At 59.5% G+C, this 24,176-nt stretch carries 21 protein-coding genes; 10 read left to right on the top strand and 11 right to left on the bottom strand.

Annotated elements, in window-relative coordinates; all coding sequences use genetic code 11:
- Positions 1 to 2: 2 nt before the first annotated feature.
- The 4 genes from NCT03_RS15305 to NCT03_RS15290 form a co-directional block, all read right to left on the bottom strand.
- Entirely contained in the window at positions 3 to 332 is a 330-nt protein-coding gene (locus NCT03_RS15305; RefSeq protein ID WP_244829003.1) for a UxaA family hydrolase, read from the bottom strand.
- A 142-nt stretch (positions 333 to 474) separates the two neighbouring features.
- Positions 475 to 1,497: an ABC transporter permease gene (locus NCT03_RS15300; RefSeq protein WP_244829002.1), complete on the bottom strand. Its 1,023-nt coding sequence runs from the start codon at positions 1,495 to 1,497 to the stop codon at positions 475 to 477.
- Complete coding sequence (locus tag NCT03_RS15295) at positions 1,487 to 2,992, bottom strand: sugar ABC transporter ATP-binding protein (protein WP_250493028.1); 1,506 nt, start codon at positions 2,990 to 2,992, stop codon at positions 1,487 to 1,489. Before NCT03_RS15295 ends, NCT03_RS15300 begins: the two co-directional genes overlap by 11 nt.
- The gene (locus NCT03_RS15290; protein ID WP_244829000.1) at positions 2,989 to 4,020 is read right to left on the bottom strand and encodes a sugar ABC transporter substrate-binding protein; all 1,032 of its coding nucleotides are present in this window, start codon (positions 4,018 to 4,020) and stop codon (positions 2,989 to 2,991) included. Before NCT03_RS15290 ends, NCT03_RS15295 begins: the two co-directional genes overlap by 4 nt.
- Before the next feature lie 203 nt (positions 4,021 to 4,223).
- On the opposite strand from NCT03_RS15290, the gene NCT03_RS15285 reads away from it, so the two are divergent.
- Both NCT03_RS15285 and NCT03_RS15280 read left to right on the top strand, forming a co-directional pair.
- Positions 4,224 to 5,012 (top strand): IclR family transcriptional regulator, encoded by a 789-nt coding sequence (locus NCT03_RS15285; RefSeq protein WP_250509754.1) that lies wholly within the window; start codon positions 4,224 to 4,226, stop codon positions 5,010 to 5,012.
- Between the two features lie 88 nt (positions 5,013 to 5,100).
- A complete protein-coding gene (locus NCT03_RS15280) occupies positions 5,101 to 5,664 on the top strand; it encodes a hypothetical protein (RefSeq protein WP_250493026.1) in 564 nt (187 codons plus the stop codon).
- Here NCT03_RS15280 and NCT03_RS15275 read toward each other — a convergent pair.
- Complete coding sequence (locus NCT03_RS15275) at positions 5,661 to 8,057, bottom strand: bifunctional acetate--CoA ligase family protein/GNAT family N-acetyltransferase (protein ID WP_250493095.1); 2,397 nt, start codon at positions 8,055 to 8,057, stop codon at positions 5,661 to 5,663. The two genes, NCT03_RS15280 and NCT03_RS15275, sit on opposite strands and share 4 nt — an antisense overlap.
- A gap of 576 nt (positions 8,058 to 8,633) precedes the next feature.
- Here NCT03_RS15275 and parA point away from each other — a divergent pair.
- Together parA and NCT03_RS15265 are read left to right on the top strand one after the other, a co-directional pair.
- Positions 8,634 to 9,296 carry a ParA family partition ATPase gene (gene parA / locus NCT03_RS15270; protein ID WP_250493025.1) on the top strand — a complete coding sequence of 221 codons (663 nt, stop codon included), beginning with the start codon at positions 8,634 to 8,636 and terminating at the stop codon, positions 9,294 to 9,296.
- 24 nt (positions 9,297 to 9,320) lie between these two features.
- Positions 9,321 to 10,382: a ParB/RepB/Spo0J family partition protein gene (locus NCT03_RS15265; RefSeq protein ID WP_250493024.1), complete on the top strand. Its 1,062-nt coding sequence runs from the start codon at positions 9,321 to 9,323 to the stop codon at positions 10,380 to 10,382.
- A gap of 26 nt (positions 10,383 to 10,408) precedes the next feature.
- Here the strand turns inward: NCT03_RS15265 and NCT03_RS15260 are convergent, their stop codons facing one another.
- Positions 10,409 to 11,773 (bottom strand): replication initiation protein, encoded by a 1,365-nt coding sequence (locus tag NCT03_RS15260; RefSeq protein WP_244828994.1) that lies wholly within the window; start codon positions 11,771 to 11,773, stop codon positions 10,409 to 10,411.
- 1,712 nt (positions 11,774 to 13,485) lie between these two features.
- On the opposite strand from NCT03_RS15260, the gene NCT03_RS15255 reads away from it, so the two are divergent.
- Complete coding sequence (locus NCT03_RS15255) at positions 13,486 to 14,685, top strand: DNA-binding protein (protein WP_250493023.1); 1,200 nt, start codon at positions 13,486 to 13,488, stop codon at positions 14,683 to 14,685.
- 21 nt (positions 14,686 to 14,706) lie between these two features.
- Here NCT03_RS15255 and NCT03_RS15250 read toward each other — a convergent pair whose 3' ends face one another.
- Positions 14,707 to 15,735 (bottom strand): tyrosine-type recombinase/integrase, encoded by a 1,029-nt coding sequence (locus NCT03_RS15250; protein WP_250466365.1) that lies wholly within the window; start codon positions 15,733 to 15,735, stop codon positions 14,707 to 14,709.
- A 178-nt stretch (positions 15,736 to 15,913) separates the two neighbouring features.
- On the opposite strand from NCT03_RS15250, the gene NCT03_RS15245 reads away from it, so the two are divergent.
- Positions 15,914 to 17,356, top strand: a complete 1,443-nt coding sequence (locus NCT03_RS15245) for a DUF2252 domain-containing protein (RefSeq protein WP_250493022.1) — start codon at positions 15,914 to 15,916, stop codon at positions 17,354 to 17,356.
- Positions 17,357 to 17,390: 34 nt separating this feature from the next.
- Here the strand turns inward: NCT03_RS15245 and NCT03_RS15240 are convergent, their stop codons facing one another.
- Positions 17,391 to 17,747, bottom strand: coding sequence for a DUF2471 family protein (locus tag NCT03_RS15240; protein ID WP_250493021.1), 357 nt, complete (start codon positions 17,745 to 17,747; stop codon positions 17,391 to 17,393).
- Positions 17,748 to 18,047: 300 nt separating this feature from the next.
- On the bottom strand, positions 18,048 to 18,650 hold the full coding sequence (locus NCT03_RS15235) for a helix-turn-helix domain-containing protein (RefSeq protein WP_250466360.1): 603 nt from the start codon (positions 18,648 to 18,650) through the stop codon (positions 18,048 to 18,050).
- Between the two features lie 158 nt (positions 18,651 to 18,808).
- Between NCT03_RS15235 and NCT03_RS15230 the strand changes: the two genes are divergently transcribed.
- Positions 18,809 to 20,011, top strand: a complete 1,203-nt coding sequence (locus NCT03_RS15230) for a glycine C-acetyltransferase (protein ID WP_250493020.1) — start codon at positions 18,809 to 18,811, stop codon at positions 20,009 to 20,011.
- A 115-nt stretch (positions 20,012 to 20,126) separates the two neighbouring features.
- A complete protein-coding gene (tdh, locus tag NCT03_RS15225; protein WP_250493094.1) occupies positions 20,127 to 21,158 on the top strand; it encodes an L-threonine 3-dehydrogenase in 1,032 nt (343 codons plus the stop codon).
- A gap of 11 nt (positions 21,159 to 21,169) precedes the next feature.
- Here tdh and NCT03_RS15220 read toward each other — a convergent pair whose 3' ends face one another.
- Positions 21,170 to 21,802, bottom strand: a complete 633-nt coding sequence (locus tag NCT03_RS15220; RefSeq protein ID WP_250493019.1) for a YceI family protein — start codon at positions 21,800 to 21,802, stop codon at positions 21,170 to 21,172.
- Positions 21,803 to 21,951: 149 nt separating this feature from the next.
- Between NCT03_RS15220 and NCT03_RS15215 the strand changes: the two genes are divergently transcribed.
- On the top strand, positions 21,952 to 22,470 hold the full coding sequence (locus NCT03_RS15215) for a hypothetical protein (protein WP_250493018.1): 519 nt from the start codon (positions 21,952 to 21,954) through the stop codon (positions 22,468 to 22,470).
- Positions 22,471 to 22,505: 35 nt separating this feature from the next.
- On the opposite strand, the gene NCT03_RS15210 is transcribed toward NCT03_RS15215, so the two are convergent.
- Positions 22,506 to 22,742, bottom strand: coding sequence for a DUF1272 domain-containing protein (locus NCT03_RS15210; protein ID WP_244829738.1), 237 nt, complete (start codon positions 22,740 to 22,742; stop codon positions 22,506 to 22,508).
- A 157-nt stretch (positions 22,743 to 22,899) separates the two neighbouring features.
- Between NCT03_RS15210 and NCT03_RS15205 the strand changes: the two genes are divergently transcribed.
- Positions 22,900 to 24,129: a multidrug effflux MFS transporter gene (locus NCT03_RS15205; RefSeq protein WP_244828984.1), complete on the top strand. Its 1,230-nt coding sequence runs from the start codon at positions 22,900 to 22,902 to the stop codon at positions 24,127 to 24,129.
- Positions 24,130 to 24,176: the final 47 nt, after the last annotated feature.

Genomic DNA, 24,176 nt, shown 5'->3' with positions numbered 1-24,176 from the left:
TCTCAATGCTGCACGTAGGCGTGGCCGGCGTCGTGCGTGTAGGTGGGGATGTAGTCGCTCTCCAGATTGTGAGTGTGGAGATGCGCGCCGCGGGGAACGTCTGTGCTCACGTGGCCGATGATCGCGCCGTAGCGCAGGACTTTGTCGTCCTTCTTCAACGCGCGGCGGGCTATTTTGTGAGCCAGTTCTATCGTCGTTTCCAGCTTGACTGGCTCGCCTTCTATCTGAAGCGTTTCGCCTGCGATTAGGCGGGCTGCTGCTATCAGACAGTTGTCTTCTTTGCTCAAGAGGATCAGGCGGGGGTCGGTCGTTTTTGTCTCTGTGTCGGGCATCTCGTTCCTTCTGAAATCCGTGTCGTCGTGGACATTGAGCCGTATGCTCGCGGCATCTTCAGCAGCCGCCTGTTGACGTTCGTCGTCCGGGCGCTGGACGCGTCAGCCGATCTCGCGACACGCGTGCGGCTGCGCTCCCGCTTCAGTTCTGCGCATCTCCACCCGCCAGTCTCGCCACCATCAGCGAACCCAGGATGATCGCGCCGTAAATCGCCTGAATCCAGAACGATGGCACCTGCGCCAAGGTCAGCAAGTTCTGCACGACGCCCAGCAGCAACACGCCCGATAACGCGCCGAGCATCGTGCCCTTGCCGCCATCCAACGAAATGCCGCCGATCACTGCCGCCGCGAACACCGTGAAGATCATTCCATTGCCCTGGTTCGCATTGATCGCGCCGACGTAGCCTGTGACGATCAAACCGCCAATCGACGCCAGTACGCTGCCGAGCACGAACACGCCCCACGTGATGCGCTCCACGCGAATGCCTGCCGCGCGCGCCGCTTCGGGATTGCCGCCGATCGCGTAAAGCGCGCGGCCGAGGCGGTGGTAACGCAGCATGAACGCGGCAACGGCGAACGCGGCCGCCGCGAGCCATACCGAGATCGGCAGACCGAGCACGAGTGTCGTGGCCAGCGTGAAGAACGAAGGCGGCATGTCGAATAACGTGCCGCCCTTGGTCGCGCCGACGAGCATGCCGCGCAGCACGATCAGCATTGCGAGCGTGACGATGAACGCGTTCAGCCGCAGTCGCACGACCAGAAAGCCGTTGAAGAAGCCGATCAGCGCGCCGACCACGACGATCGCCGCAAGTCCCGCTGCCGCCGGCCACTCGAAGCCGAAGCCCGCCGACGCCGCCGGCATCACGAGCATCGCGCCGACAGCCGGCGCAATGCCGACCGTCGATTCGAGCGATAAATCGAACTTGCCTGTCAGAACGATCAGCGATTCGGCCAGCACGACAAGCGCAAGCGCCGCCGATGCCCCAAGGATGCTGATGAGATTCGCCTGCGTGAGAAAGCTCGGGCTGACGAACGCGCCGATGGCAAGCAAGAGCGCCAGCGCGGGCAGCAATGCGAGGTCGCGAAAACGCGCCAGTTCGATGCGCGGGCGCGCCACGGCCATGCTCGCGCCGTTCATCGCCGGGTTGGGTACGTCATGCTTCATGGAGATTCACCCCTTCGACGGATGCGATGAGTTCATGGTCCTGCCATCCGGCAGGGAATTCGGCGACGATGGCGCCGCGAAACATCACCAGGACGCGGTCGCACGTGCGCAAGTCGTCCAGCTCGCCCGATACGACGAGCACCGCCTTTCCTTCCTCGCGCACGCGTTCGACGACGCCGAGCAGCGCTTCCTTCGACTTCACATCGACGCCAGCGGTGGGATCGATCAGAACGAGCACGTCCGGATCAGTGGCGAGTGCGCGCGCCATCACCACTTTTTGCTGATTGCCGCCCGACAAGCCCGACACGATATGTTCCGGGCCCTGCGTCTTGATGCCGAGCGCGGCAATCATGCGGCGTCCGAAGGCGTTCTTTTTCGCGGGCGTCGCAATACCGAAGCGGCCGAGCAATCGCGCGATCGTCATGGACGCGTTTTCCGCGACGGATTGCGACAGCACCAAGCCTTCGCGATGCCGGTCTTTCGGCACGCAGCCGACACCATGCGCCAGCGCGGCCGGCACGTCGCCCGGCGGCAGCACGCGGCCATCGACGCTGATCGTGCCCGCGCGTTGCGCCTTCAATCCGGCGATGGCTTCGGCGACGCTCGTCCGGCCGCTCGTCGTCGCGCCGGTCAGGCCGATCACTTCGCCCTTGCGAACGCTCAACGTGACGTTCTCGTAGTCGTCGCCGCGTAACGCTTCGACACGCAGCGCTTGCGGCGCACCAGCGGGCAGGGGCGCGCGCGCGGCGGCATCCGCGACGGCAAGGCCTCCCTGCTCGCCCGTCATCGCTTCGATGAGCCGGTCGCGCGGCAATGCCGAAACCGGCGCGCTGACGATATGCCGAGCGTCGCGCAGAACTGTCACTGCCTGACAGATTTCGTACACCTCTTGCAAGTGATGCGAAATGAACAGGAAAGTGACGCCTTCGCGCTGTAACTCTTCAATACGCTTGAAGAGACGCTTGATCTCCTCGCCGTCCAACTGTGCAGTCGGTTCATCGAGAATGATGAAGCGCGCACCGTACGACAGCGCCCGCGCAATCTCCACCAACTGCCGCGCTTCCACTGTCAGATCGCCCGCGCGTGCGTCTTCGCGCACGTCGATCTTCCAGTGGTCGAGCAGCGCGCGGGCATCACGGCGCATGGCGCGCCAGTCGATCACGCCGCCCTTCTGATGCTGCCGATTGATGTACAGATTTTCGGCCACCGACAACTCGCGGATGATCGTCGAATGCTGATAGACGCAGGCGACGCGCTCGCGCCATGCATCGCGGTCGGCGAGCGGCGGCGCGGGCGCGTCGTTGAAGCGGATCTCGCCAGCGTCCGGCTTCTTCAGGCCGGTGATCATCGACACGAGCGTCGATTTGCCCGCGCCGTTGCGTCCGACGAGCGCATGCGACTCGCCGGGCAGCACGCGCATACTTACATCTGCGAGTGCGGGCGTCGAGCCATAGCGCTTTGTCAGGCCAACTGTCTCAACGACGGGCGCGCTCATTTGACGGTGTTGCCCCAAAGTGTTTTGTCATCGACATTGGCTTTCGTCACGAGCGGCGCGGGCAATTGATCTTCGAGAATGCCTGGACCGCGCTGAACGATCGTGCTGCCGTGATCCGTCGGGCCCGGTTTGAAGGTTTGTCCCGCCAGAGCCGCCTTGATATAGAAAAGGCCATACTTTGCGTAGAGATCGGCGGGTTGCGAGATGGTCGCGTCGATATCGCCACGGCGGATCGCGTCGTATTCCTGCGGAATGCCGTCGTTGCTCACGATCACGATGTGCTTCGGATCGCCCGCCTTCACCAGCAACTGCTTGCGGCGCAAGGTCTGCAACGTCGGCGACAGATAGACGCCGCCCGCCTGCATATAGATCGCCTTCACGTCGGGGTTCGCGGTGAGCAGGCTGTCGAGCGCGGTCGCGGCGGCCTCGCCCTTCCATGCGGCGGGAATCTCGAGCAGGCTCAGCGACGGGAATTTCTTCAGGCACTCGCGAAACGCTTCCGAACGATCGCGGCCATTGACCGATGCCAGATCGCCCATGATCTGCACGACCTTGCCCGACTTCACGTGCTCGCCAATGTACTCGCACGACTTCGAACCATACGCGCGGTTGTCGGCGCGCACGACCATCGCGACCTTGCCTTGCGTCGGCGCGACATCGACGGCGACGACCGGCACGTTCTTCGCCGCCGAGGCGTCGAGCGCGCGGCTGATTGCGGCCGAATCCAGCGGGCCGACCACGATGCCCTTCGCGCCCAGGTTCAGCAGGTTGTTCATGTCGGTGATCTGCTGCGCGGGATCGCCGTTCGAGTTGACGGGCGCAAGGATGTCTATGCCCATGTCCTTCGCGTACTTCGGCAGATAGTTGTTGTACGACTGCCAGAACGGCGAAGTCAGAAGCGGGAGACCGAGGCCGACCTTGCCGGCATCGGCGGCTTGCGCGAGGCCAACTGCACCGGTGGTCGAAAGTACGGCGAGCGCCACGCCGGCTTTTACGGCCAGGCGGCGAAAGGAAGTTGAGGACGTCATGCTTGTCTCCTGATCTTGTGTTTTTTGCGACTACGGCCGTGTGGGTGACTACGGGAAACTGTCGATACGCATATTTATCAGTGAACGTATTATTCATATACGGACAATCAGAAGTCAGTTGGTGCTTTCCCTAGCGCGGGCAACGCTATTGCTGACGAAAGGCTTAAACTCGGCGCCAATTCATGAATCAACGCATACCCAACATGGACGTTGAAGTAACCGACACCGATGGCGACGCGGATCGCTATCGCGCGCCCGCGCTCGACAAGGGACTCGACATTCTCGAACTACTCTCGGAACAGAAATCGGGACTGACGCGCGCCGAGATCACGAAGATGCTCGGGCGCAATGCAAGCGAGATGTATCGGATGCTAGAACGGCTGGTCGCGCGACAATACGTCGTGCGCTCGCCCGAGGGCGACCGTTATTCGCTGAGCCTGAAGTTGTACGCGCTTGCGCACCGGCATCCGCCGATGAACCGGCTGATTGCCGAGGCTCTGCCCGTGATGCAACGTTTTGCCGATGCCGCCGAGCAGTCGGTTCATCTGGTCGTCTACGATCGCGGCAACCTGCTGGTGATCGCGCAAGTGGACGGTCCCGGCACGTGGGGAATTTCGGTCCGGCTGGGGTCACGCGTCGGCCTTATCGACACCGGCTCCGGTCGCGTGGTGCTCGCGTTTCAAACCGAGGAGCAGCGCGAGCACATGCTGGCGGAACATACAAAGGTGAAAGGCGAACTGGCGCTCGATCGCGCGGTGCTCGATGCCGACTACGAAAAGATCGGCGAGCTCGGCTATTCACAAAAGGACAGCCAACAGACCTTCGGCGTCACCGATGTGACTTTTCCGTTGCTTGGGCCATCGGGCCAAGCCATCGCGGCGCTGACCTGCCCTTTCATGCGGCGTATCGACGAATACGTCGCACCTTCCATCGAAGAAGTGACGGCGCTTTTGCGAGGCGCCGCGAGCGAGCTTTCGATGACGCGAGACTGAATCACGGCTGATACACGCGTTAGAATGGCGGCCCTCCTAAAAAGCGGCAGCCGGTTCACGCGCACGCCGCGCTCTATCTTCACGGTTCATGGCAAAACTCCTTTCCGATTCAGAATTCCAGCGTTTTTCCGAACTTCAACAGAAACAGGCGAGCTTTACGATCACGCCTGACGAGGCCGACGAATTGCGCGATATCGTCGCGCGCGCACAGAAGAAGCGCGACGATCGCGCCGCTGCAATGCAAGCGCTCGAAGCGCATATCGCACAGTTCGACATCACGCCGGACGAGCTTTTTTCCGCCGAGCAGATCGCGGAAGCGGCGCGCAATTTCGGCCTTATTCCGGCCGCGAAGAAGGAACGCACACTGCCGCCGCAACTGACGCATAACGGCAAGCCTTATCAATGGACTTCGCGTGCGCTGCCGGAAGAGATTCGTGTACCGCTCTTCGAAGCATTCTCGGCGGGACATTCCGTGAAGTCGTTCATCGCGACGCCGAAAGACTCGGCGCGCTCGGCGCTGACAATCGCGAGACTCGAAAAGGAAACGGGAAGTTCGTATCCCGATGCTTTGCTCGAAGAGTTGGCGATAACGAGAGCGCAGATCGACGAGGCGTCCGGGCGATTGGCCGGCCAATTGCGAACGGCCGGCTAGGTCGATTTTTCACCAAGCCGCATCCGAAAACCAACGACGCTCGGATCTTCGGTTCTGATCAATTCGAAACCGGCTTTGCGCGCGAGCGCGATCATCCCCGTGTTCTCGCGCAAAGCCTCGCCCACCAGCCAGCGTGTCCCGCGCTCTCGCGCATAGTCGATGATTCGCGTGAGCAGCAGCGAGCCCAAGCCCTTCCCTTTCATGTCCGAGCGCGCGGCGACGGCAAACTCCGCAGTCTCGTTGTCCGGATCGGAAATGGCGCGTGCGACGCCCAGCGTTTCCGTGGCGCCCTCCGCAATGCTCCGCGTCACGATCAACGCCATTTCGCGGTCGTAGTCGATCTGGGTCATCCGCGCGAGTTGCGAATGATCGAAACTGCGCACGGCACCGAAAAAGCGCAAGCGCAAATCTTCGGCCGTGTTCGCCGATACGAACGCGCGATGCGCATCTTCATCCTCGGGACGAATGGGCCGCACGGTAATACGCATGCCGCGCCAGTCGAGCGTCTCATCCATGCATCGCGGATACGGCACGATTGCTAGTTGCTTGCGGTGCGCGCCTAAGGTCAGTTGCGGCTCGTGCACCGCAACCGAATCGCGCGTGACACGCAACGTCAGCCGCAGTGCGACGATCTCCTCTATATAACAAACCATTTGCGACAGCGCGGTCAGCGCGTTCAACAGCATGTCGGTGGGCAACTCGCGCGAGCGCGGCGAACGCATGACGAGATCGCGCGCAAGGACAGGGTTGAGCGGAGGCAGCGCAAATTCATGAAGCGCATCGGCAAGTCCGAGCGCGCCTTCGGCCTTGAATTCGAACACCGGTCCAAAGACGCGATGGTTGAGCAGGCGCGCCTGTATCTCGACTGCATCGGCGGAAAAGGAATCGGGCGGTCCCGGCTTCACCGTGATGCCGAAGCGGGCGAGGATGCGCGCCGCACGTTCACCATTCAATTCCGCAATGCCGTTCTCCAACGCGATTCGAATTTCCTTTTGCGCAATATCGATTTCTTCTGGAATTTCCGTTGGAAGTCCGTCGGGTGTTTGCATCAACAATTCGCGTCCCTGACGAAAATCGACGAGGCGTGCAAAGCCACGTGCGAGCCGCTGCGGGGTAGTGTGAACCGGGATGCCATTTGCGTGGAGTGCGTCGCGGGTGGCGGCATCCACGCAACCGAAGAAACACGCGAGCAATCCGCGATGAGCCTGGCGGCGCGCGGCGATCAATGTGCGAGCGACGTCCGCGACGGGCGCGCTATGCGTCGGCGCGTGTACGACGAAGATGGTGCCGGTGTCGCGATGCGGAGCCAGCGTTTCCACCGCGATGCCGAAATCGGCGGGCGATGCATCGTCGCCGAGCAAAAGGGGATTACCGGATTCGGCTCGGGGTAACGCGAGCGAGACGGCGTCGCGTGCGGCGAGTGGCCATTGCGCCAGATCATCGCCGGCCTTGCTGAACGCATCTCTTGCCAAAGTGGCGACGCCGCGATCGCTGGTGATGACGGTTGCCACGTCGCCGGCTGCGACGCTTCCTACGCCCAGGGTTTCGATTTCGTCGAGCAGATCGTCGAGCGAATCCACGCGTACAAGTCCGGCACGGCGGAAGGCTGCACCGTATAGGCGATCGAATGGGTCGTCGTGTCCGGTTCGTAGAACGAGTACCGGCTTATTCCTCGCGGCGGCGCGCGCGGCGGAGATAAATTTGCGTGCGGCGCGGACGGTTTCGATTGCAAGAAGAATCGCTTTGGTCGATGCGTCGGTGGCGAGGAAGTCGAGGATATCGCCGGAATCGACGTCAGCTTCGTCGCCCAACGCGACGATGCGTGAGAAGCCGAGGCCCCGCGCGCGGGCCCAGCCGAGCACGCCATTGGTTAGCGCGTTCGAGCCTGATACCCAAGCGACGCCGCCCGATTTGACACTGCACGCTGGCGCCCCGAGGCATGCGCCGACGGCGGGAGACACTACGCCGAGACTTCCTGGTCCTACCACGCGCAGTAGGAAGGGACGCGCGGTGGCAAGGGTACGGGCAGTCCATTCGTGGGACTCTGCATTGGAGATGAATTCGGCTCTCGCGGGGTGTCTCGCTGCCTCTCCAATAACGACGACAGCTTTGGTCCCACGGTCTCCGAGTTGTTCAACTAGTTGAGGCCAGGTTTTAGGGGGCGTGCATAGCACCGCAACGCTCGGCGCTTCGGGGAGGTGAGCTATGTCGGCGAAGCTCGGCTGTTCGCCTATGGTTTGGTGCTTTGGATTTACTGGCCAGATTGGGCCTTTGAATCCAGCGCTGTTGGCGCGGGCCCATACCATTTCGCCGATGCTGCCCGGCCGCGTCGATGCGCCGATCACTGCGATTGACTTCGGCGCGAACAGGATGTCCAGGTTGCGAACGGTCATTACGGAGCTCCAGACTCGGTCGGCGATTGGCGGTTGAGGCAGGGTTAGGATAGGCGATTTTGGGGGTGCGGGGTGCGGCGTGCGGTGTCGTTGCGGGCTGTGGGCTGTGGGCTGTGGGCTGTGGGCTGTGGGCTGTGGGCTGTGGGCTGTGGGCTGTGGGCTGTGGGCTGTGGGCTGTGGGCTGCGAGGCTTCGGGCTTCGGGCTTCGGGCTTCGGGCTTCGGGCTTCGGGCTTCGGGCTTCGGGCTTCGGGCTTCGGGCTTCGGGCTTCGGGGCTTCGGGGATGCCGTGACTTTATGCGCATAAAGCTGGTCCGGCCGCGCGGCACCGCTTAACAATTTCCAAGACGCCTAAAGCCGTGACGGGGAGATATTGGTCTTACGTCTCAGCTTCTTGCTGTCGAGCATGATGTTTGATTTAAAACTGCATCCATCAGGCCCACGTCCGCGCTTTCACAATATCAACTAAAGCTCACCCCTATGCCAAATGGCTAACGACACATTTAATGTCGAATTAAAGTTGAAATTACTAAACCTCAATGTAAAATTCAACCGCCTGCAAAAACTGGAGCATTAAAGTGGCGGCGGAAATCATAGCGATCACGCAGCAGAAGGGCGGCGTTGGCAAGAGCACGATTGCAATGCACCTGGGCGCAGCTTTTCACGAAAAGAAGAAGCGCGTGCTCGTCGTCGATGCAGACGGTCAAAACACGTTAATCCACTGGTCGAGCGCTGCGTCAGACGAAGCGAACGGCATCCCCTTTCCTGTCGTGAATCTTTCGGAAGCGGGCGGACAAATCCATCGTGAAATCAGGAAGTTCGTGAATGACTACGACATCATCGTGGTGGATTGCCCGCCGTCAATTACAGAGAAGGTGTCAGGCGTCGTTCTGCTAGCCGCGAGCGTGGCAGTGATTCCGACTTCATCATCGCCAGCCGATTATTGGTCGAGCGTCGGCCTCGTCAAACTGGTTCAGCAAGCGCAGGTGATGAACGAAGATCTGCGCGCGGTGTTTCTGCTGAACAAGACGGAAGAGAAGCGGATGCTCACGCGCGAGCTGAAGGTCGCTCTTGAAGAACTGGGCTTTCCGCTACTAAAAACGCAGATCCCAACCCGAGAGTGCTACAAGCAGGCCATGGCGCTAGGACAAACCGTTTTGCAAATGTCCGACCGCGGCTCGCGCCTCGCTGCTGCCGAGATTCGCGCGTGCGCCGATGAAATCCTCGGCATGCTCTCCTGACTTTATGCGCATAAAGGACCCTGAATGAAACCGTCCCAACTGGCAAAAGGCTTCAAGGCCCGCCCCGACACGACAAGCAGCGAGAAGCGAACCGCTCTAGATCGCCTGAACGCCATCGATGGAATCGTCGATATACAAAGCGTCGGACAGGCCGCGAATGGACGCGCAAGCGCCTTCGTATCCGACGAGCAGCCCGACGCAGAGGTCAGCACCGAATCCGAGCAGTTTCGCGCGTGGCGACGGGCGAACCGCTACACGGCTGGGCAGGTCATCGAGTTGCCGCTAAAGGCGATCAAAGCAAGCCCGTTTAATCCGCGCCATTTCTATCTGAAAGCATCAATCGCGGAGCTAGCCGTCAACCTTGCAAGGCAGGGACAGCAGCAGGCCATCCACGTCATCCCCGACTACGATAACGCTGGGACCTTCTTCGTAAGCGACGGTGGCCGTCGCGTCCGTGCGCTCAAGGAAGCCAACAAGGAAACCGTCAAAGCGATCGTCGTCGACCTGCCTATTGGAATTCAAAGCTACAAGCTTGGCTACGATCTAAACGTTCAGCGGGATTCGCAAACCGTCTTCGATAATGCCGTCGTCTGGCGACGCTTTCTGGACGAGCAACATTTCCAGAGCCAACGAGAATTGGCCGACCATCTTGGGCTAGACGAATCTACTATCGCAGTCGCGCTATCGGTTGCGAAGCTTCCTGAAAACGTCATGCAGGAAATGGTCGCTCGGCCTGATCGATTCGGGTCGAACATGGCCTATCAAATCACGCGCTACCACTCGGCGCGTGGCAGCGATGCCACGCTGCGCCTCATCAACAAGATCACGTCGGATGATCTGAGCACGCGACAAGTTGCGGATATCGTGAAGGGACGCGCAAGCGGACAAGAAGTGCCCAAGCCACCCGGCCGGCAACGCTATGCCCAACGAATGGAGATTAAACTGGACGGCGTCGCGGTCGGCGATCTCAAGTCATATGGCGAGGATCGCCTTGAGTTGCGGTTGCGCGGTTTGTCGCGGGATCGACGAGATGAACTGCTGCGTCAGATCGAAACCATGCTTCAGTTCAATGAAGAGAAGAAATAACAGCGTCCGCCCTCTGCCAGACGCGTTCAGTTAGCGCGTGTCTGGCTAAGTGTGAAGGCGAGCAAATCCCCATCGGTCGGCTCGCCCCACGTCTTCCTAGCCAGCCAGTCGAAAAATGACGTTTCCGCCAGCTTCGAATCGAGGCCGCGCTTACGCCAATCGTCGCGCATATGCGTACCGAGTTCCGGCAACACGTCGTCTTCAAAACTTTGCCGCGCCAGCTCCCGTTCCCGCTCACCTTGCTCGTCGTAGAGCGCACGCGCTTCCTTCCTTCTATATGCCGAAAACTCGCCAAGCAGGCGTGCCTTGAGATCATCGGCGCCGGATGCCGATCCCGCTGTCGACCGCGGCGCGCCGTTGGCCGTTGCCGGCGGTAGCGCTTCGAGCGGCGGCGCGTAGCCCTTCTTGAGCGCGTCCTTGAACAGCGCTGCCGCGCTTCTGATAGGCGGAAGCGTCGTGCTGCGCAACCGTTGCTCGGTCATCTGCAACGCCGCCCGAATGCGATTTTCCTCGCTGTCGGCGTACAGCGTCTGCGCCTCTTTCAACGGAATGCCGATCTTTACCATCCTGTCGACCAGCGTGCTGTCGAAGACGTTCGGATGTTCGTCGAGCGCCAGCATCGGCTGCTTGCGCTCCGTGACGCGGAACTGAATCTCGGCGACGCGACGACCCTCTCGATGTTCCACCAGTTCAACGAAAATGTTGGTGACGGCGTTGACTTCCGCGATTGCGGGACGAAGATAGTCGCGCTTGAAATACTTGTACTCTCGCTTGGCCTCGTCTCCGGCCTCGGTATCTGGCGTGCCGGATAGAATCGGCCGCCACCACTCCCACGTTTCGCGCATCGTCAGATGGCTGGGGTTGGTCAGATAACGCACGCATATTTCATAAAGCGCAAGACCCGCGCTGCTGCGCAACTGGCTTTGGAACTGCAGGCTCAGACGCGCATACTGCACCGGATCGAGCAGCTTCTTTTTGATTTTTGGAGCGAAGGAAAATTCGACCCATACGCGGCGCGTCGTCGGGTCCTCGAGAATTTCCGCGTCGGCGATGAGCGTCGAGATGCCCCACTTGCGGCCGGGCTTCTGGCTCGACGTGCCCGTGCTCCACTCGACCTGCACCGACACCATGCGACGCAGATGCTCCTTGACCAGCGCTGTATCGTTTGAATCGAATGCGGAATTCGCGACAATGTCGGACAGCAACGCGCGGTAGGTGTCGCCAGATTCGTCCGCCTGCTGCGCCACGGCGAGCAGAACGTTGAAGAGCTTGCGAGTAAGCAGCGTGATCTTGCCGCTCTTCGGTTGAATCGCGATGGCTTCGACCGCCTTGCGCAACTCAGCCGAGCTCGGGCTGACAACATCGGTTTTCTTTGCGCGTTTGGTTGCCATGCGTCGGACAGTATCGGGATTGCCAGCAGCATACCGAGTGCGGTGATCAACGTCTACGGGGTGGCCTTCACCGTTTGGGGTGAAGTACGAGAACAAACGGAAGCTCACTGCGGTGCGGTCCCGTAAACTCTCACCACTCACCTTTGAGCGTCAGGCGCCATCCCTAGAAACCACGCGGGTAAACAGGAGCGGCGAGCGCCAGGGGGCATCACGGCATCGCGGCACAGGTCCCGAAAAATCTCACCGAAAAAAATTTTCCCCAAAAATGGCGTGTCGCACACGCACGACGCGTTCATTTGGGATGACGATCGTCGCCAAAAGCAACAGAAAAAGGGCATATGTGGATCTCCTTAATTCGACGAACTTCAAAACGCTCCTGTAATACCTCACCTTAAGCGGAATATAGGACAAACGTGAGCAAAGCCGTCTCTAGACGCCGTCTTGGTTCATGCGTGTTGGCATCCCGAAAGGGCTCACCTTGAAGGAAAATTCGGGGCGCGTTTCGGTCCTGCAAAGGCTCACTTGAAGCTCCTGAGAAAGCTCACCTTTGCGGTCTACGTCTGCTGGGGACTCCCCCTATAAGGCTCCGAAGACGGCTGAAAAGGCTTACGTGACGAATGACCGGTCCTGAATATTCTCACCCTAGAAGATATTCCTTGAGCGCTGCCTTATCGCGTCGAGGTCCCGAATACTCTCACCCTAACGCCGGCATAACCCATGCGCTTGTGCTAACTCATTGTTTAAAGGAGGTATTCTGAAGATGAGGTGTTTCAACCGAGTTCAGCGATGTCACGCTATTTCGGAGTAGGACAAAGGAAGTGTTTTCCGTCGAGCAAGCCAATGCGGGAATGAGGCTAGATTTGCCACGAGTAGGCCCCCGTAAAAGCTCACCTCTCCTATTTTGGCCCGCTTCAAGGGAAGCATTGCACAAAGCGTGGCGGTCTCTCTGGCCTCACCTCTCCCCGTAAAACCTCACCTCCAAGGCTTCGGGATCCGATTTCGCTCGTTTTATGGCCGTTGGTCCTGCAAAGTCTCACCGCACGAACACTTTGGCGCCTGAAATACCTCACCTATCGGTAAAATCGACCCGTTTTAGCCGGTGACGGACACAAATCGGCCAATCCCGATAAGGCTCACCTCGGTTGATCGAGGATTTCGACCACAATCCAACCATGGCGGGAGAACTGAGGCACTAAGCCCCCGGAAAATCTCACCTACATCAAAAACGGGCTCCCTGAATCCGCTCACCAAGCCTCCCGCGAGTCCTCACGTACGGCCCTGAAGGACATCACCAGATTGTCCCGAATAGGTTCACCTTCTATCCTGAAACATCTCACCCGACGGCCTGGAAAGCCTTATGCAGTAAGGCTTTGCCAAGGCGTTAACAGGGTTAACAAGGTTTCAAAGGTGTTTACTTTTATTACTCTCAAACGAGCCCCGCGAGCATCTGGCTCTAAACAAAACGATCCGTCCCGGCTCTGTACGACGTGAAACCTCACAAAAACCAGTCGCAGCAGAAATTATTCAAGAATATCAACATGATAGATAGAAACGCTAAGGATGTTTCACGCTCTGATGTTCAAAGCACTAAGATTTGTAGTACTCAGTCGGTGCCACCGCACATCGACAACTCTTGACTCGAGTGGAACTGCTGCCGTATAACGCTCAAAACGTAAAACGTACCGTTCGATACAAATGCGCTGGAACTTGATATGAAAATGGCGACTCGCGAGTCCTTGCGCGAAGAAATAGAACAGATGAGGGCGTCAGGCGCACGCAGGCAGGACTTGTCCATGCACGCGTGTAAGCGCCTGTTTTTCGATCTTGGCATTCGTCCGTCAGTTACGACGGTCCGAGAGTTCACGCAGACGGGTAGCGCTGGCGACATTCCCAAAGACATTGAAGCGTTCTGGTCCACCGTGCGCTCGTCGATGCGCGTACGAATCGATGCCGGCGGGCTGCCTGCAGCCTTACAGGAGCGCGCTGGCGAGCTGCTCACGGAACTATTCGTACATGCGCAAGAAGAAGCCCGCTCGAAGCTGAATGCCGAGCGCACGCAAGTCGATGCCACTGTCAGCGCGGCTCAAATGCAAGCGCGCGAGGCCGAAATCCGGAGGGAAGCGATCGAGCTAGCGCATCAGCAAGCAAAAGCGCATCTCGACACGGCGATGGCGCAAATCGCAAATCTTGAAGCCGACTTGAGAGTGGCCCGTGAGCAGCAGATCGATGCGCAGACAGGCCTGCGTGAAGTCATCGCGCGATTGGAAAAGGAAAACGGGTCCCTTTCCGATCGTCTTTTGCAAGAGCAAGCGCATGGCGCGCGGCTGCGCGAACGCATCGATGCGCTTCAGGACGAATCGCGTCGAAATAGCGAGCACTACGCGCAGCAGATCAAGGATGCAGTCAAGGAAGCGGAGCGCCGGGTCAAGCCCATGCTCGTCGAACTGGATGCGTTACGCGGCATGGCGGCGACGTATCAGGCCGGCACGCGAGAAGCAGGTCAGAAAGAATTCGAATTCATTCAACAACTTAGCGCCGCGAGGGGCCGCGCGGATCGGCTGGAATCGCAGGTCCGCACGCAGTCGGACGAGATCGATGCCCTGGTTCGCGAGCGAGACGCGCATCGCGTCAGAGCGGGCATGAGTGCCGAGATTGGCAAACTGCTGGCGTCGATGGCCCAGGACGGCCGACTGAACCCCGAAGAGTTGGCGGCGCTCGGCACCCAGGTCGATGCGTATTTCGTGACCCCCACCGCGTGCCCGGCCTGCGAAATCGGCGAGCCAGAACTGCAGCGTCACGAAGACGAGTTCGAGCTCTCTTGTCCGAATTGCGAGCGCACTTCGGGCGCCGCCGCGTCGAAGCTGGCCGCAATCGAAAGATTCATCGAAGCCCCGCGATTGAAGGCTGATTAGCCCGCACGCGGGTATCGAAGGTCAAAGGTGAGAGTTTTCGGGATCGATGAACCGATCTTCCATCCCGTCTTGCCCGCAAGCCTCGGCCATATCGCGCTCCCGTATTTGCTCACCCATCCAGTCCTGCCACGCCCGATGCAGGCGATGAACCGAGATCATCTGCTGGAATCCGAGCCATTGTCCAACGCGTTCAGGGTCTGTGCCGTTCTCGAAAAGTTCAGCCGCATAGGTATTGCGCAGCGTTTGCGGGCTCGCGCGCGCGGCGCGTGACTCGGCGATTCCCGCCGCTGCGACCACCGCATCGATGGCGCGCAGCATGGTCGCTTTGTGCATCGGCCGACCGGCGGGCGCGGCCGGGAAGAGCAGCGCGCCCGAGAGTCCGGCGACCTTGCGTTCGTCGATCCACCGATCCAGCACATCGACGGCAAAAGGCGCGAGCCGGGCCTGCCGGATCAGCATGGGATTCGAGGCGTCGACGGTGACATACGGCGCGCCGCGCGCATAGCAATCGATAGTGAGTTGCGCCGCCTCACCGGTCTTCACCCCTGCGCCTAGAAACACCGCGACGAGCGCTCGATCGCGAAGCTCGCGCCACCGCTGCACACTCGACAAGGCGCCAAGCGGCGCATCGAGTCGCGCGATCAGCAAGCCGCGTTCGTCATGCGTGAGAAAGCCGGTCGGCTCGTTGTCGCGTGCCTTGCGCCACGCCGCCTCGCCGTCCTGCGCGATAAATCGAGCCGGATTCGTCGACGCCGATTCGATCTCGCGCACGTGATCCAGCACGCGTTCGATCAAGCGTAGATAGCGCATGCGCTGTGGCCGCCGAATCTCGAGTTGAGAGACGAACTGCTCGATGACCGGTCGCTGCACCGTATGAAGCGTTGTGCGCCTGGCCGCGAGCCATTCAAGAAAGTTGCCCCATTGCGCCCGATAGACATCAGCCGACGATGCCCGGAACTGCTGTTGCGCGAGCCACGCATCGAAAGCAGCATGCGGGTCCGCTTGCCAGTCGGCGCGCTGTTGGTCGAAGAGATCGGTAGTGTTCGGCATGGTGTTCAAAGTGCGCTTCTAAGCGTCATGTTGCGTTGCGAACAGCGTCGGACTTCGGACTGATTCCGTCAAGGGCACTCTTCAGGATAAGTGTGGTGAAGTGTCTTGTAGCGGTGTTTGCAATCGTCGACTACTGTTTTCGATGTGACGTACTTCGAATAATAACGAGAGGTGATCCATGGGCGAAGGCTTTGCATCAGACTCGGGGCAATCGACGTTTACGTGGCAGGAACGCCGGGCTAGCGGACGTGCCGCGCGTCAGCGAACACCACGAGGCACGCAAGAGGCTGTCGGCGACGTCGATCGCGATCCCATCGAGTTGCTGCGAATAAGCAGCATGGGTCGCGTCCCTGCGCTGATTCCGCTGCGATACGGCCGCATGTTGGCATCGCCCTTTGCTTTTTTTCGTGGCAGCGCGATTGTTCAGGCGCACGATCTAGCTAGTACACCTTCGAGTGGATTGACCGTTCAAATCTGCGGTGACTGCCACCTGTCAAACTTCGGCGGGTTCGCGACGCCCGAGCGTGCGCTCGTATTCGATCTGAACGATTTCGACGAAACCGCACAAGGTCCATGGGAATGGGACGTCAAGCGACTCGTCGCGAGCGTGGCGGTCGCGGGCAGGCATCTGGGCCACGGCCGCGCGGGCTCTGAAGCACTCTGCTTCGAAGCGGCCCAGAGCTATCAGCAGCACATGCGCGAGTATGCCGAGATGGGCGTGCTGGATCTTTGGTACGAACGAATTACGTTCGACAGGATGTACGACGATGTGCAAAACGAAGACGTGAAACGTCGGATCAAGCGCGGTAGCGAACGCGCGAGCCGGCGCACGCATGAAAAGCTGCTGCCGAAGCTCGCCGATCGATCGGGCGATGCCTGGCGAATTCGCGACGCGCCGCCCGCGATCTTTCATATTCGCGGCGCAAGCACGCTCGTCGACGAGGACGACGAGTGGATGAAGCTCGAAGGCGATTCGCACACGATCCTGACTCCGCTCATACGCGATTACGTTTCGACGCTGACATCCGAGCGCGCCGCGCTTTTGTCGCAATTCGCGCTTCAGGACATCGCTTTCAAAGTGGTTGGAGTGGGAAGTGTCGGAACGCGATGCTTCGTGTTGTTGCTTACCGATCATCTTGGTAAGGCGCTCTTCCTGCAGTTGAAAGAGGCATCGACGGCCGTGGTGGCGCGCTACGTCGGCGCGACGAAACATACGCACGACGGGCATCGCATCGTTCACGGGCAACGCCTGATGCAGGCGGCGAGCGATCCTTTTCTAGGCTGGGCGTCGGGCCCGGTTGGACGCCCGCTTTATGTTCGCCAACTGCGCGACATGAAAATATCCGCCGACCTCGAAACATTCAGCGGCGAGGCCTTTCGCGGATACGCGTCGCTATGCGGCTGGGCGCTCGCGCGCGCGCATGCCAAGGCAAGCGGCTGCGCGCTTGAGATTTCCGGCTTTCTGGGTTCGGGTGATCGCATGGCGGAAGTGCTCGTCCGATACGCGAGCTCCTATGCGGATCAAGTCGAAAAAGATTACGACGCGTTCCGCTTGGCCTGCCGCAGCGGCAGACTTATGGCGCGCACGGATGCGGACATGGCGGCGGACTTTGCCGCCTGATGACTAGCGATGTGCGGCGTGCATCGCTCGCATGTCAGTGTGCGGCGATGGCCAGTTGCGGTCGGCCTTGTCGTGCAGCGCATTCGTAGGCGTCGACGGCGAATGCGAATACTGCCGGCAAAGCGTCGGAAGAGGCGACATCGACCACGTCGTCGGTTTCGGGGAAATGGAAGTCGTCGGGGCGGGCAAAAAGTTCGCGCAACGCAGCCTCGTGCCGGCCAGCGAAGCCCAGGTCCGCCACGGCTTCCGCTTCGATGGCGTGCAGCAAACGCCAGGTCAACGGCACGCCCAGATCGATGTATCGGCCCGCAATCTGTCGCGTAATGCGGTCCAGATCTTGTACCGCACGTGCAAACTGCTTCCTGCTGAGATGCTCGCCGTTCGACTCCATGATTCGCCCCTTCCGACTGGTCTTTGTACTGTATAAATATACAGTACTTGCCGCCATGAAAGTAGGGTCTCGCCAGTCGCCTTGCGTGTATGTGCGGTTTCGCTTATGGGCGGTTCAGTCCTGCGTGGGAGTGCGCGGCGAGTCACGTAAGGCGGCCGCGCGACGCAGACGGATGCTACGTCTTCGCAGGACGCGCCAGAAATTTATGCGCATAAAGAAGTGCCATGCCACCGTTGCTGTGCGCTGGAGGAGAGGCGGAGCACCTGCTCGCGGAAAACCGCAGACTCGCGAGTCGGGCCATTACCCATGTATAACCACGAGCAAAGCCTTTGCTTCGCCTCGCCCGACATTCCTAATGACATGACCGTCGTCGGCAGCGTAACGTGCGGTTTCCCCCGCCTTCAGTCGCTTCGCAGCACCTGATGCTTCGATTTCGATCGCGCCATTTAACACGGTCAAATGCTCCCGCGTGCCTGGCTCATGCGCGTCCGAGATGAGCGCCGCACCCGCGTGCAGCGTGAGCTCGTACCATTCGAATTTTCCAGCCAGCTCAATCGGTCCCCACACGCGAAGCTGATAGCCGCCGTTATCACCATTCAACGTCGGAATCTCATGCGGACCTGCAACGCGTATGACGTCACCGGCCTTCTGCTGCGCAAATAGCTGATCGAGGCTAATACCCAGTGCGTTCGTTAGCCGCCACGCCACGGCAATAGTTGGATTGGCCTTGTCCCGCTCGATCTCCGATAGCATCGATTTCGAAACGCCAGCGGCCCTGGATAAGTCATCGAGTGTCAATTTCCTTTCATTGCGTAGACGCTGAATCTGCTCGCCAACGCGCGGTGGCGCAGTTCCGCTGGCTGAGGAATCACCGGCCTTGCCGCTTGTGACAGAACTTGTCATGAACGCTGCATTCCTTTAGAGTGTTCGGTATATTGGAAATTTGTTCGAAATACCGAACCTGTCCAATGCAATGAATGAACTATAACAGGGCTAAAGGTGTGGCCGAGCCTGGCTGGTCCGCATCGACTCCTAAACAGCCGGATACTGGAAAGATGCCGATGAAAGACCGATACCTCTCCCATTTGCGAACTACGCTTAACGAGATTCGCGCCGCCGGGTTTTACAAAAGCGAGCGGGTCATCGCTAGCCCGCAGTCCTCGGAGATCCGCCTTGCCAACGGGAGCACCGTCCTCAATTTTTGCGCGAACAATTATCTCGGTCTTGCGAACGACGCTCGCTTGGTCGATGCCGCAAAAGCCGGACTTGAAGCAGATGGCTTTGGCATGGCATCCGTTCGCTTTATTTGCGGAACACAAACAGTCCACAAAGCGCTCGAACAACAAGTCGCGAAGTTTCTCCACTCCGACGACGCCATTCTTTACTCAAGCTGTTTTGACGCGAACGGCGGGCTCTTCGAGACGTTGCTGACCGAGGATGATGCAATCATCAGCGATGAGTTGAACCACGCGAGCATCATCGATGGCGTGCGTCTTTCTAAGGCAAAGCGCTTGCGCTACAAGAACAACGATCTTGCAGACCTCGAAGCGCGCTTGAAGGAAGCCGATGCAGCCGGCGCCCGCTTCAAATTGATCGCAACTGACGGCGTGTTCTCGATGGACGGCATCATCGCCAATCTCGCTGGCATCTGCGATCTGGCTGAACGCTACGGCGCGCTGGTGATGGTCGACGATTCGCATGCCGTTGGATTCATCGGGGAGAACGGACGCGGGACGCCCGAGTATTGCGGCGTGCTCGATCGAATCGACATCATCACGGGTACGCTCGGCAAGGCGCTCGGTGGTGCGTCAGGCGGATATGTGGCTGCGCATCAGGAGATTATCGACTTGTTGCGGCAGCGCTGCCGGCCGTACCTGTTCTCGAACACGCTTGCGCCGAGCATTGCGGCAGCGTCGCTGAAAGTGCTTGAGTTGCTGGATAGCAATGAAGGCGCCGCGCTCCGGCGACGCGTTCGCGAAAACGGCGCGCGGTTTCGGCAAGCGATGACCGCTTTAGGTTTCGATCTAGTGCCCGGCGAGCATCCGATCATTCCCGTCATGCTTGGCGATGCACAACTCGCTTCGAATATGGCCGACGCGCTTCTCGACGAAGGCGTTTATGTGATCGGATTTTCATACCCTGTCGTGCCCAAGGGCCGCGCGCGCATCCGCACGCAGATGAGCGCCGCCCACACTGGCGAACACATCGACCGCGCAGTCGATGCATTCGCGCGCGTGGGCCGCTCGCTTGGTGTGATCCGTTAGGACTCACGCTTCGCAGGGTCCTTTATGCGCATAAAGTCAGGACACGTCACGCGACCTTTAGATGCACGGCGCGGTCACAAGCAGCGCCGCGACACAACCGCCCGGAACACCAACAATGAAAGCACTCGCCAAACTCGAACGCGCCCCCGGTCTTACCTTGACTCACGTCAAGCGGCCGGAAGTCGGACATAACGATGTCCTTATCCGCATCCGTAAGACTGCAATCTGCGGTACGGATATCCACATCTGGAAGTGGGATGACTGGGCGCAGAAGACGATACCGGTGCCGATGCACGTCGGCCATGAATATGTCGGTGAGATCGTCGAGATGGGACAGGAAGTCCGCGGCTTTGCCATCGGTGATCGCGTTTCCGGCGAAGGTCACATCACATGCGGATTCTGCCGCAATTGCCGCGCAGGTCGCCGTCACTTGTGTCGCAATACCGTTGGCGTCGGCGTGAATCGCGAAGGCGCGTTTGCCGAATACCTCGTGATCCCTGCCTTCAACGCGTTCAAAATTCCGCCCGATATCTCCGACGACCTCGCCGCGATCTTCGACCCCTTCGGCAATGCGACGCACACTGCCCTTTCGTTCAATCTTGTCGGCGAAGACGTGCTGATTACCGGCGCCGGACCCATCGGTGTAATGGCCGCCGCCATTGCGCAGCACGTCGGAGCGCGTAATGTCGTCATTACGGACGTCAACGAATATCGTCTCGAACTTGCCCGCAAGATGGGTGCAACGCGAGCGGTCAACGTTTCCAACGAAAATTTGCGCGATGTCATGCAAGAACTCGGCATGACCGAGGGGTTTGACGTCGGCCTGGAAATGTCCGGCGTACCGAGCGCTTTCACCGCCATGCTGGAAGCGATGAACCACGGCGGCAAAGTCGCTCTGCTCGGCATTCCACCCGCGCAAACTGCGATCGACTGGAATCAAGTTATCTTCAAAGGTCTTGAGCTCAAAGGCATTTACGGGCGCGAAATGTTCGAGACTTGGTACAAGATGGTCGCGATGCTGCAAAGTGGTCTGGATCTTTCGCCGATCCTCACGCACACATTCCCCGTCGACGACTACCAGCGCGCGTTCGACACCATGCTTTCGGGCAACAGCGGCAAGGTCGTGCTCGACTGGACCGCGGCGTAAGTGTCAGCGCTTCACTGCTTCTCTTTTGCGAACTCGGCCTGAATGGCGACGTGAACATCGTCGCCGACTGCCGGATACCACGTCGTCAGTCCGAACTGCGCGCGGCTGAAATGACCGTCGGCCGAGAAGCCTAACGTTTCCAGCTTGGTCAGTGGATCGACCGAATGCCCGTTGAACGTGACATCCAGAGTGACGGGTCGTGTCGTTCCGCGAATCGTGAGATTGCCTGCCAGTGTGCCCTTGTCGTTGCCCGTACGCGTGAAGCCGGTGCTGACGAATTCGATGTTCGGATAACGCGCGACATCGAACATGTCGGGGCCCTTCACCATCCGGTCGAGCAACGGCACATTCGTATTGACGCTCGCGGCGTCGATAGTCACATGTACCGTGCTCCCCGTCATGCCATCCGCGCTCCAGTCGAGTTGTCCGGCCGTCTTGTCGAAACGCATGACAAAGCGCGAATAATGAAGATGATCGACGTCAAAGCTCACATTCCAGTGATGCGCATCTAACTGATACATCCCGGGCAGCACGCTCGATTCATTCGCGGACACACTGTGCGTGACGACCGCAAGCGGCGTGCATCCACTCGTTGCGATCAACGCGAATAGCGCGACGCATTGCAAGCTTTTCCAAACTTTCATCGATCTGTATCTCCTTGACGCGAAAAACGAGTTTCCTCCGAAAAAGGAAAGTGCGCATTCGTCACGTGCGTGTCAGTTCATCACACGAAAATGGCACGATCAGGTAGAGTTCGCGACGACCTTCATCTCGAAAATAAGACGCCTAAATCATGCGCTCATGGCCACTCTGTTTCCGATTCGCTCGCGCCGCGGGTGCGGCGGTGCTCGCTGCCATCACGGTATCTTGGACGCCGTCGGCGCACGCCGCGCTGTGCTCTGACGGCGTTTGGATCGATGCGATGATCGGCTCGCATCACGTTCATCCCGATAAGCACTTCGAGCAGTTCAATCCCGGCATTGGCGTGGAATGCTGGGTCTCGCCGCAATGGGCAGTGACCGGCGGCTATTTCCGCAACTCGCTCTCGAAGCCTTCGTTTTACGGCGGCGGCGTCTGGGCGCCCGAGTTCCTTCACTGGGGCTTCGTGCGGCTCGCAGCCATGGGTGGCTTGATCTCCGGTTATGACTACGGCCGCTGGGGCATTGGGCACAATCACACGCTTGGCCCCGTGGCCGCGCCGCTCATCATGGTGGACTATAAGCGTGTGGGCGCGAACATCATCCTCATTCCGCCCATTCCTTCGAGCGACTTGCCGTTCACGCTCGGCTTTCAGATCAAGGTCAAGTTTTGACCGTCAAACTCGATTTTATACGGCATCCGAACTAATCAACGGCACGCTGGATTAAAGACTCGTTTCGTCGATGCCGGGTTCTTCTCCAGTTTCTCCGCCGGTCGTCGCGGACGCTTCACCAGTTCACCGCCGCAGTTCGGACACGTGCCCTTTAGCACTTGCTCGGTACAATCGCTGCAAAATGTGCATTCGAACGAGCAGATGAATGCCTCCGATGAAGCGGGCGACAAGTCCTTGTCGCAACATTCGCAACCGGGCCTTAATTCAAGCATTTTTTGCTCCTTTCTCCTCAGTGCTGCATTCATGGTCTCGAACCTGAGATCGTACCAATCCCCGCGCGTGCAGTGGACATTTACGCCAAATCCCGCTCATGCAGGCACAATACGTTGCGATGCCATCGCACATCGCCACCCGCTTCCCGACGCCTCCATGCCATCCGACATTCCCAGCCGCACCAGTACCGTCGCGCGCGTATCGAATTCGCCGCGCTATCTGTTGTTTCTCGTATGCCTGTTCGCTTCGGCAGGGCAGCTCGCAATCGACATCTATGTTCCCGCGCTGCCCGCGATGGCGCGTTTCTTCGATACCTCGCCGCAAGCGATCCAGTCGAGCGTATCCAGTTACATGGCCGCTTATGCGCTAGGCCAACTCGTTTTTGGTCCGATAGCGGACGCATACGGCCGCAAGCCGGTGCTGGCCTTCGGACTCGTCGTCTATACGGTCGGCTGTCTGCTGTCACTCGTCGCGCCGAGCCTCGAAACATTCCTGTTGGCGCGCTGTCTGCAGGGCTTCGGCATTGCGGCCACCAATCTGCTCGCCAAGGCGATTATCACCGATTCATTCAAAGGCCAGGCGCTGCTGCACGCATTCACCTACATGTCGATTGCTTGGGGACTCGCGCCGATCATTGCGCCCGTGATCGGTGCGCACTTGCAGGAGTGGTTCGGCTGGAAGGCCTGTCTCGTGTTTCTGCTCGTGTATTCGATCGTCATGTGGGTGCTCGTGTGGCGTTATCGCGAGACATTACCCAAGCCTGTTCGACTCGAATTGCGTACGCTCGTCGCGAACACGGGCAAGGTCTTGTCGAGCCCGGTTTTTCAGAGCTGCTTTCTTGCGCAAGGACTGTGCTACAGCATTCTGCTCGTGTTCAACATCGTCGGGCCTTTCATGGTGCAGAACACGTTGCATAAGCCGCCGACTTACTTCGGTTACCTCGCGCTTGGCATCGGCTTGATGTACTTTCTCGGCGGCCTGTCCAACCGTATTCACAGCCTGCGTCTGCCGACAGCAGAACAACGGCTCAAGTATGGCTCGCGGATCATGGCGGGCGCATCCATCGTGATGCTATTGCTTTCGTTGACGATAGGTCTGCAAGTGTGGACGCTTGCGCTACCGGTCCTCGTAATGGGCTTCTGCGCAGGGGCCATGTATCCGACATTGATGGCCAAGGGCAACTCGCTGTTTCCCCACATTGCTGGACTGACGAGCGCGATACTCGGTTGCGCATTGCTGCTCGTATCGGCGGTGATGATGGGACTCGCGGGCTTCGTATCGGTCCACATCCTGGCGCCGCTTGCAGCGTTCTTCGTGTTGCTTGGACTTACCGTCGTGTGGATGGTGACAAAGCTGCTCGCGCATCTCGAACAGATGAACGCCTGAAGCGACTTGTCCATGCCGCGCGCATCGGCGACACTTGATGCATTCCC

Origin of the sequence: Caballeronia sp. GAWG1-1 (assembly GCF_023631465.1) — a bacterium.
In the GTDB taxonomy this organism is placed as follows: Bacteria; Pseudomonadota; Gammaproteobacteria; order Burkholderiales; family Burkholderiaceae; genus Caballeronia.
This window is presented reverse-complemented; position numbering and strand designations above follow the sequence as displayed.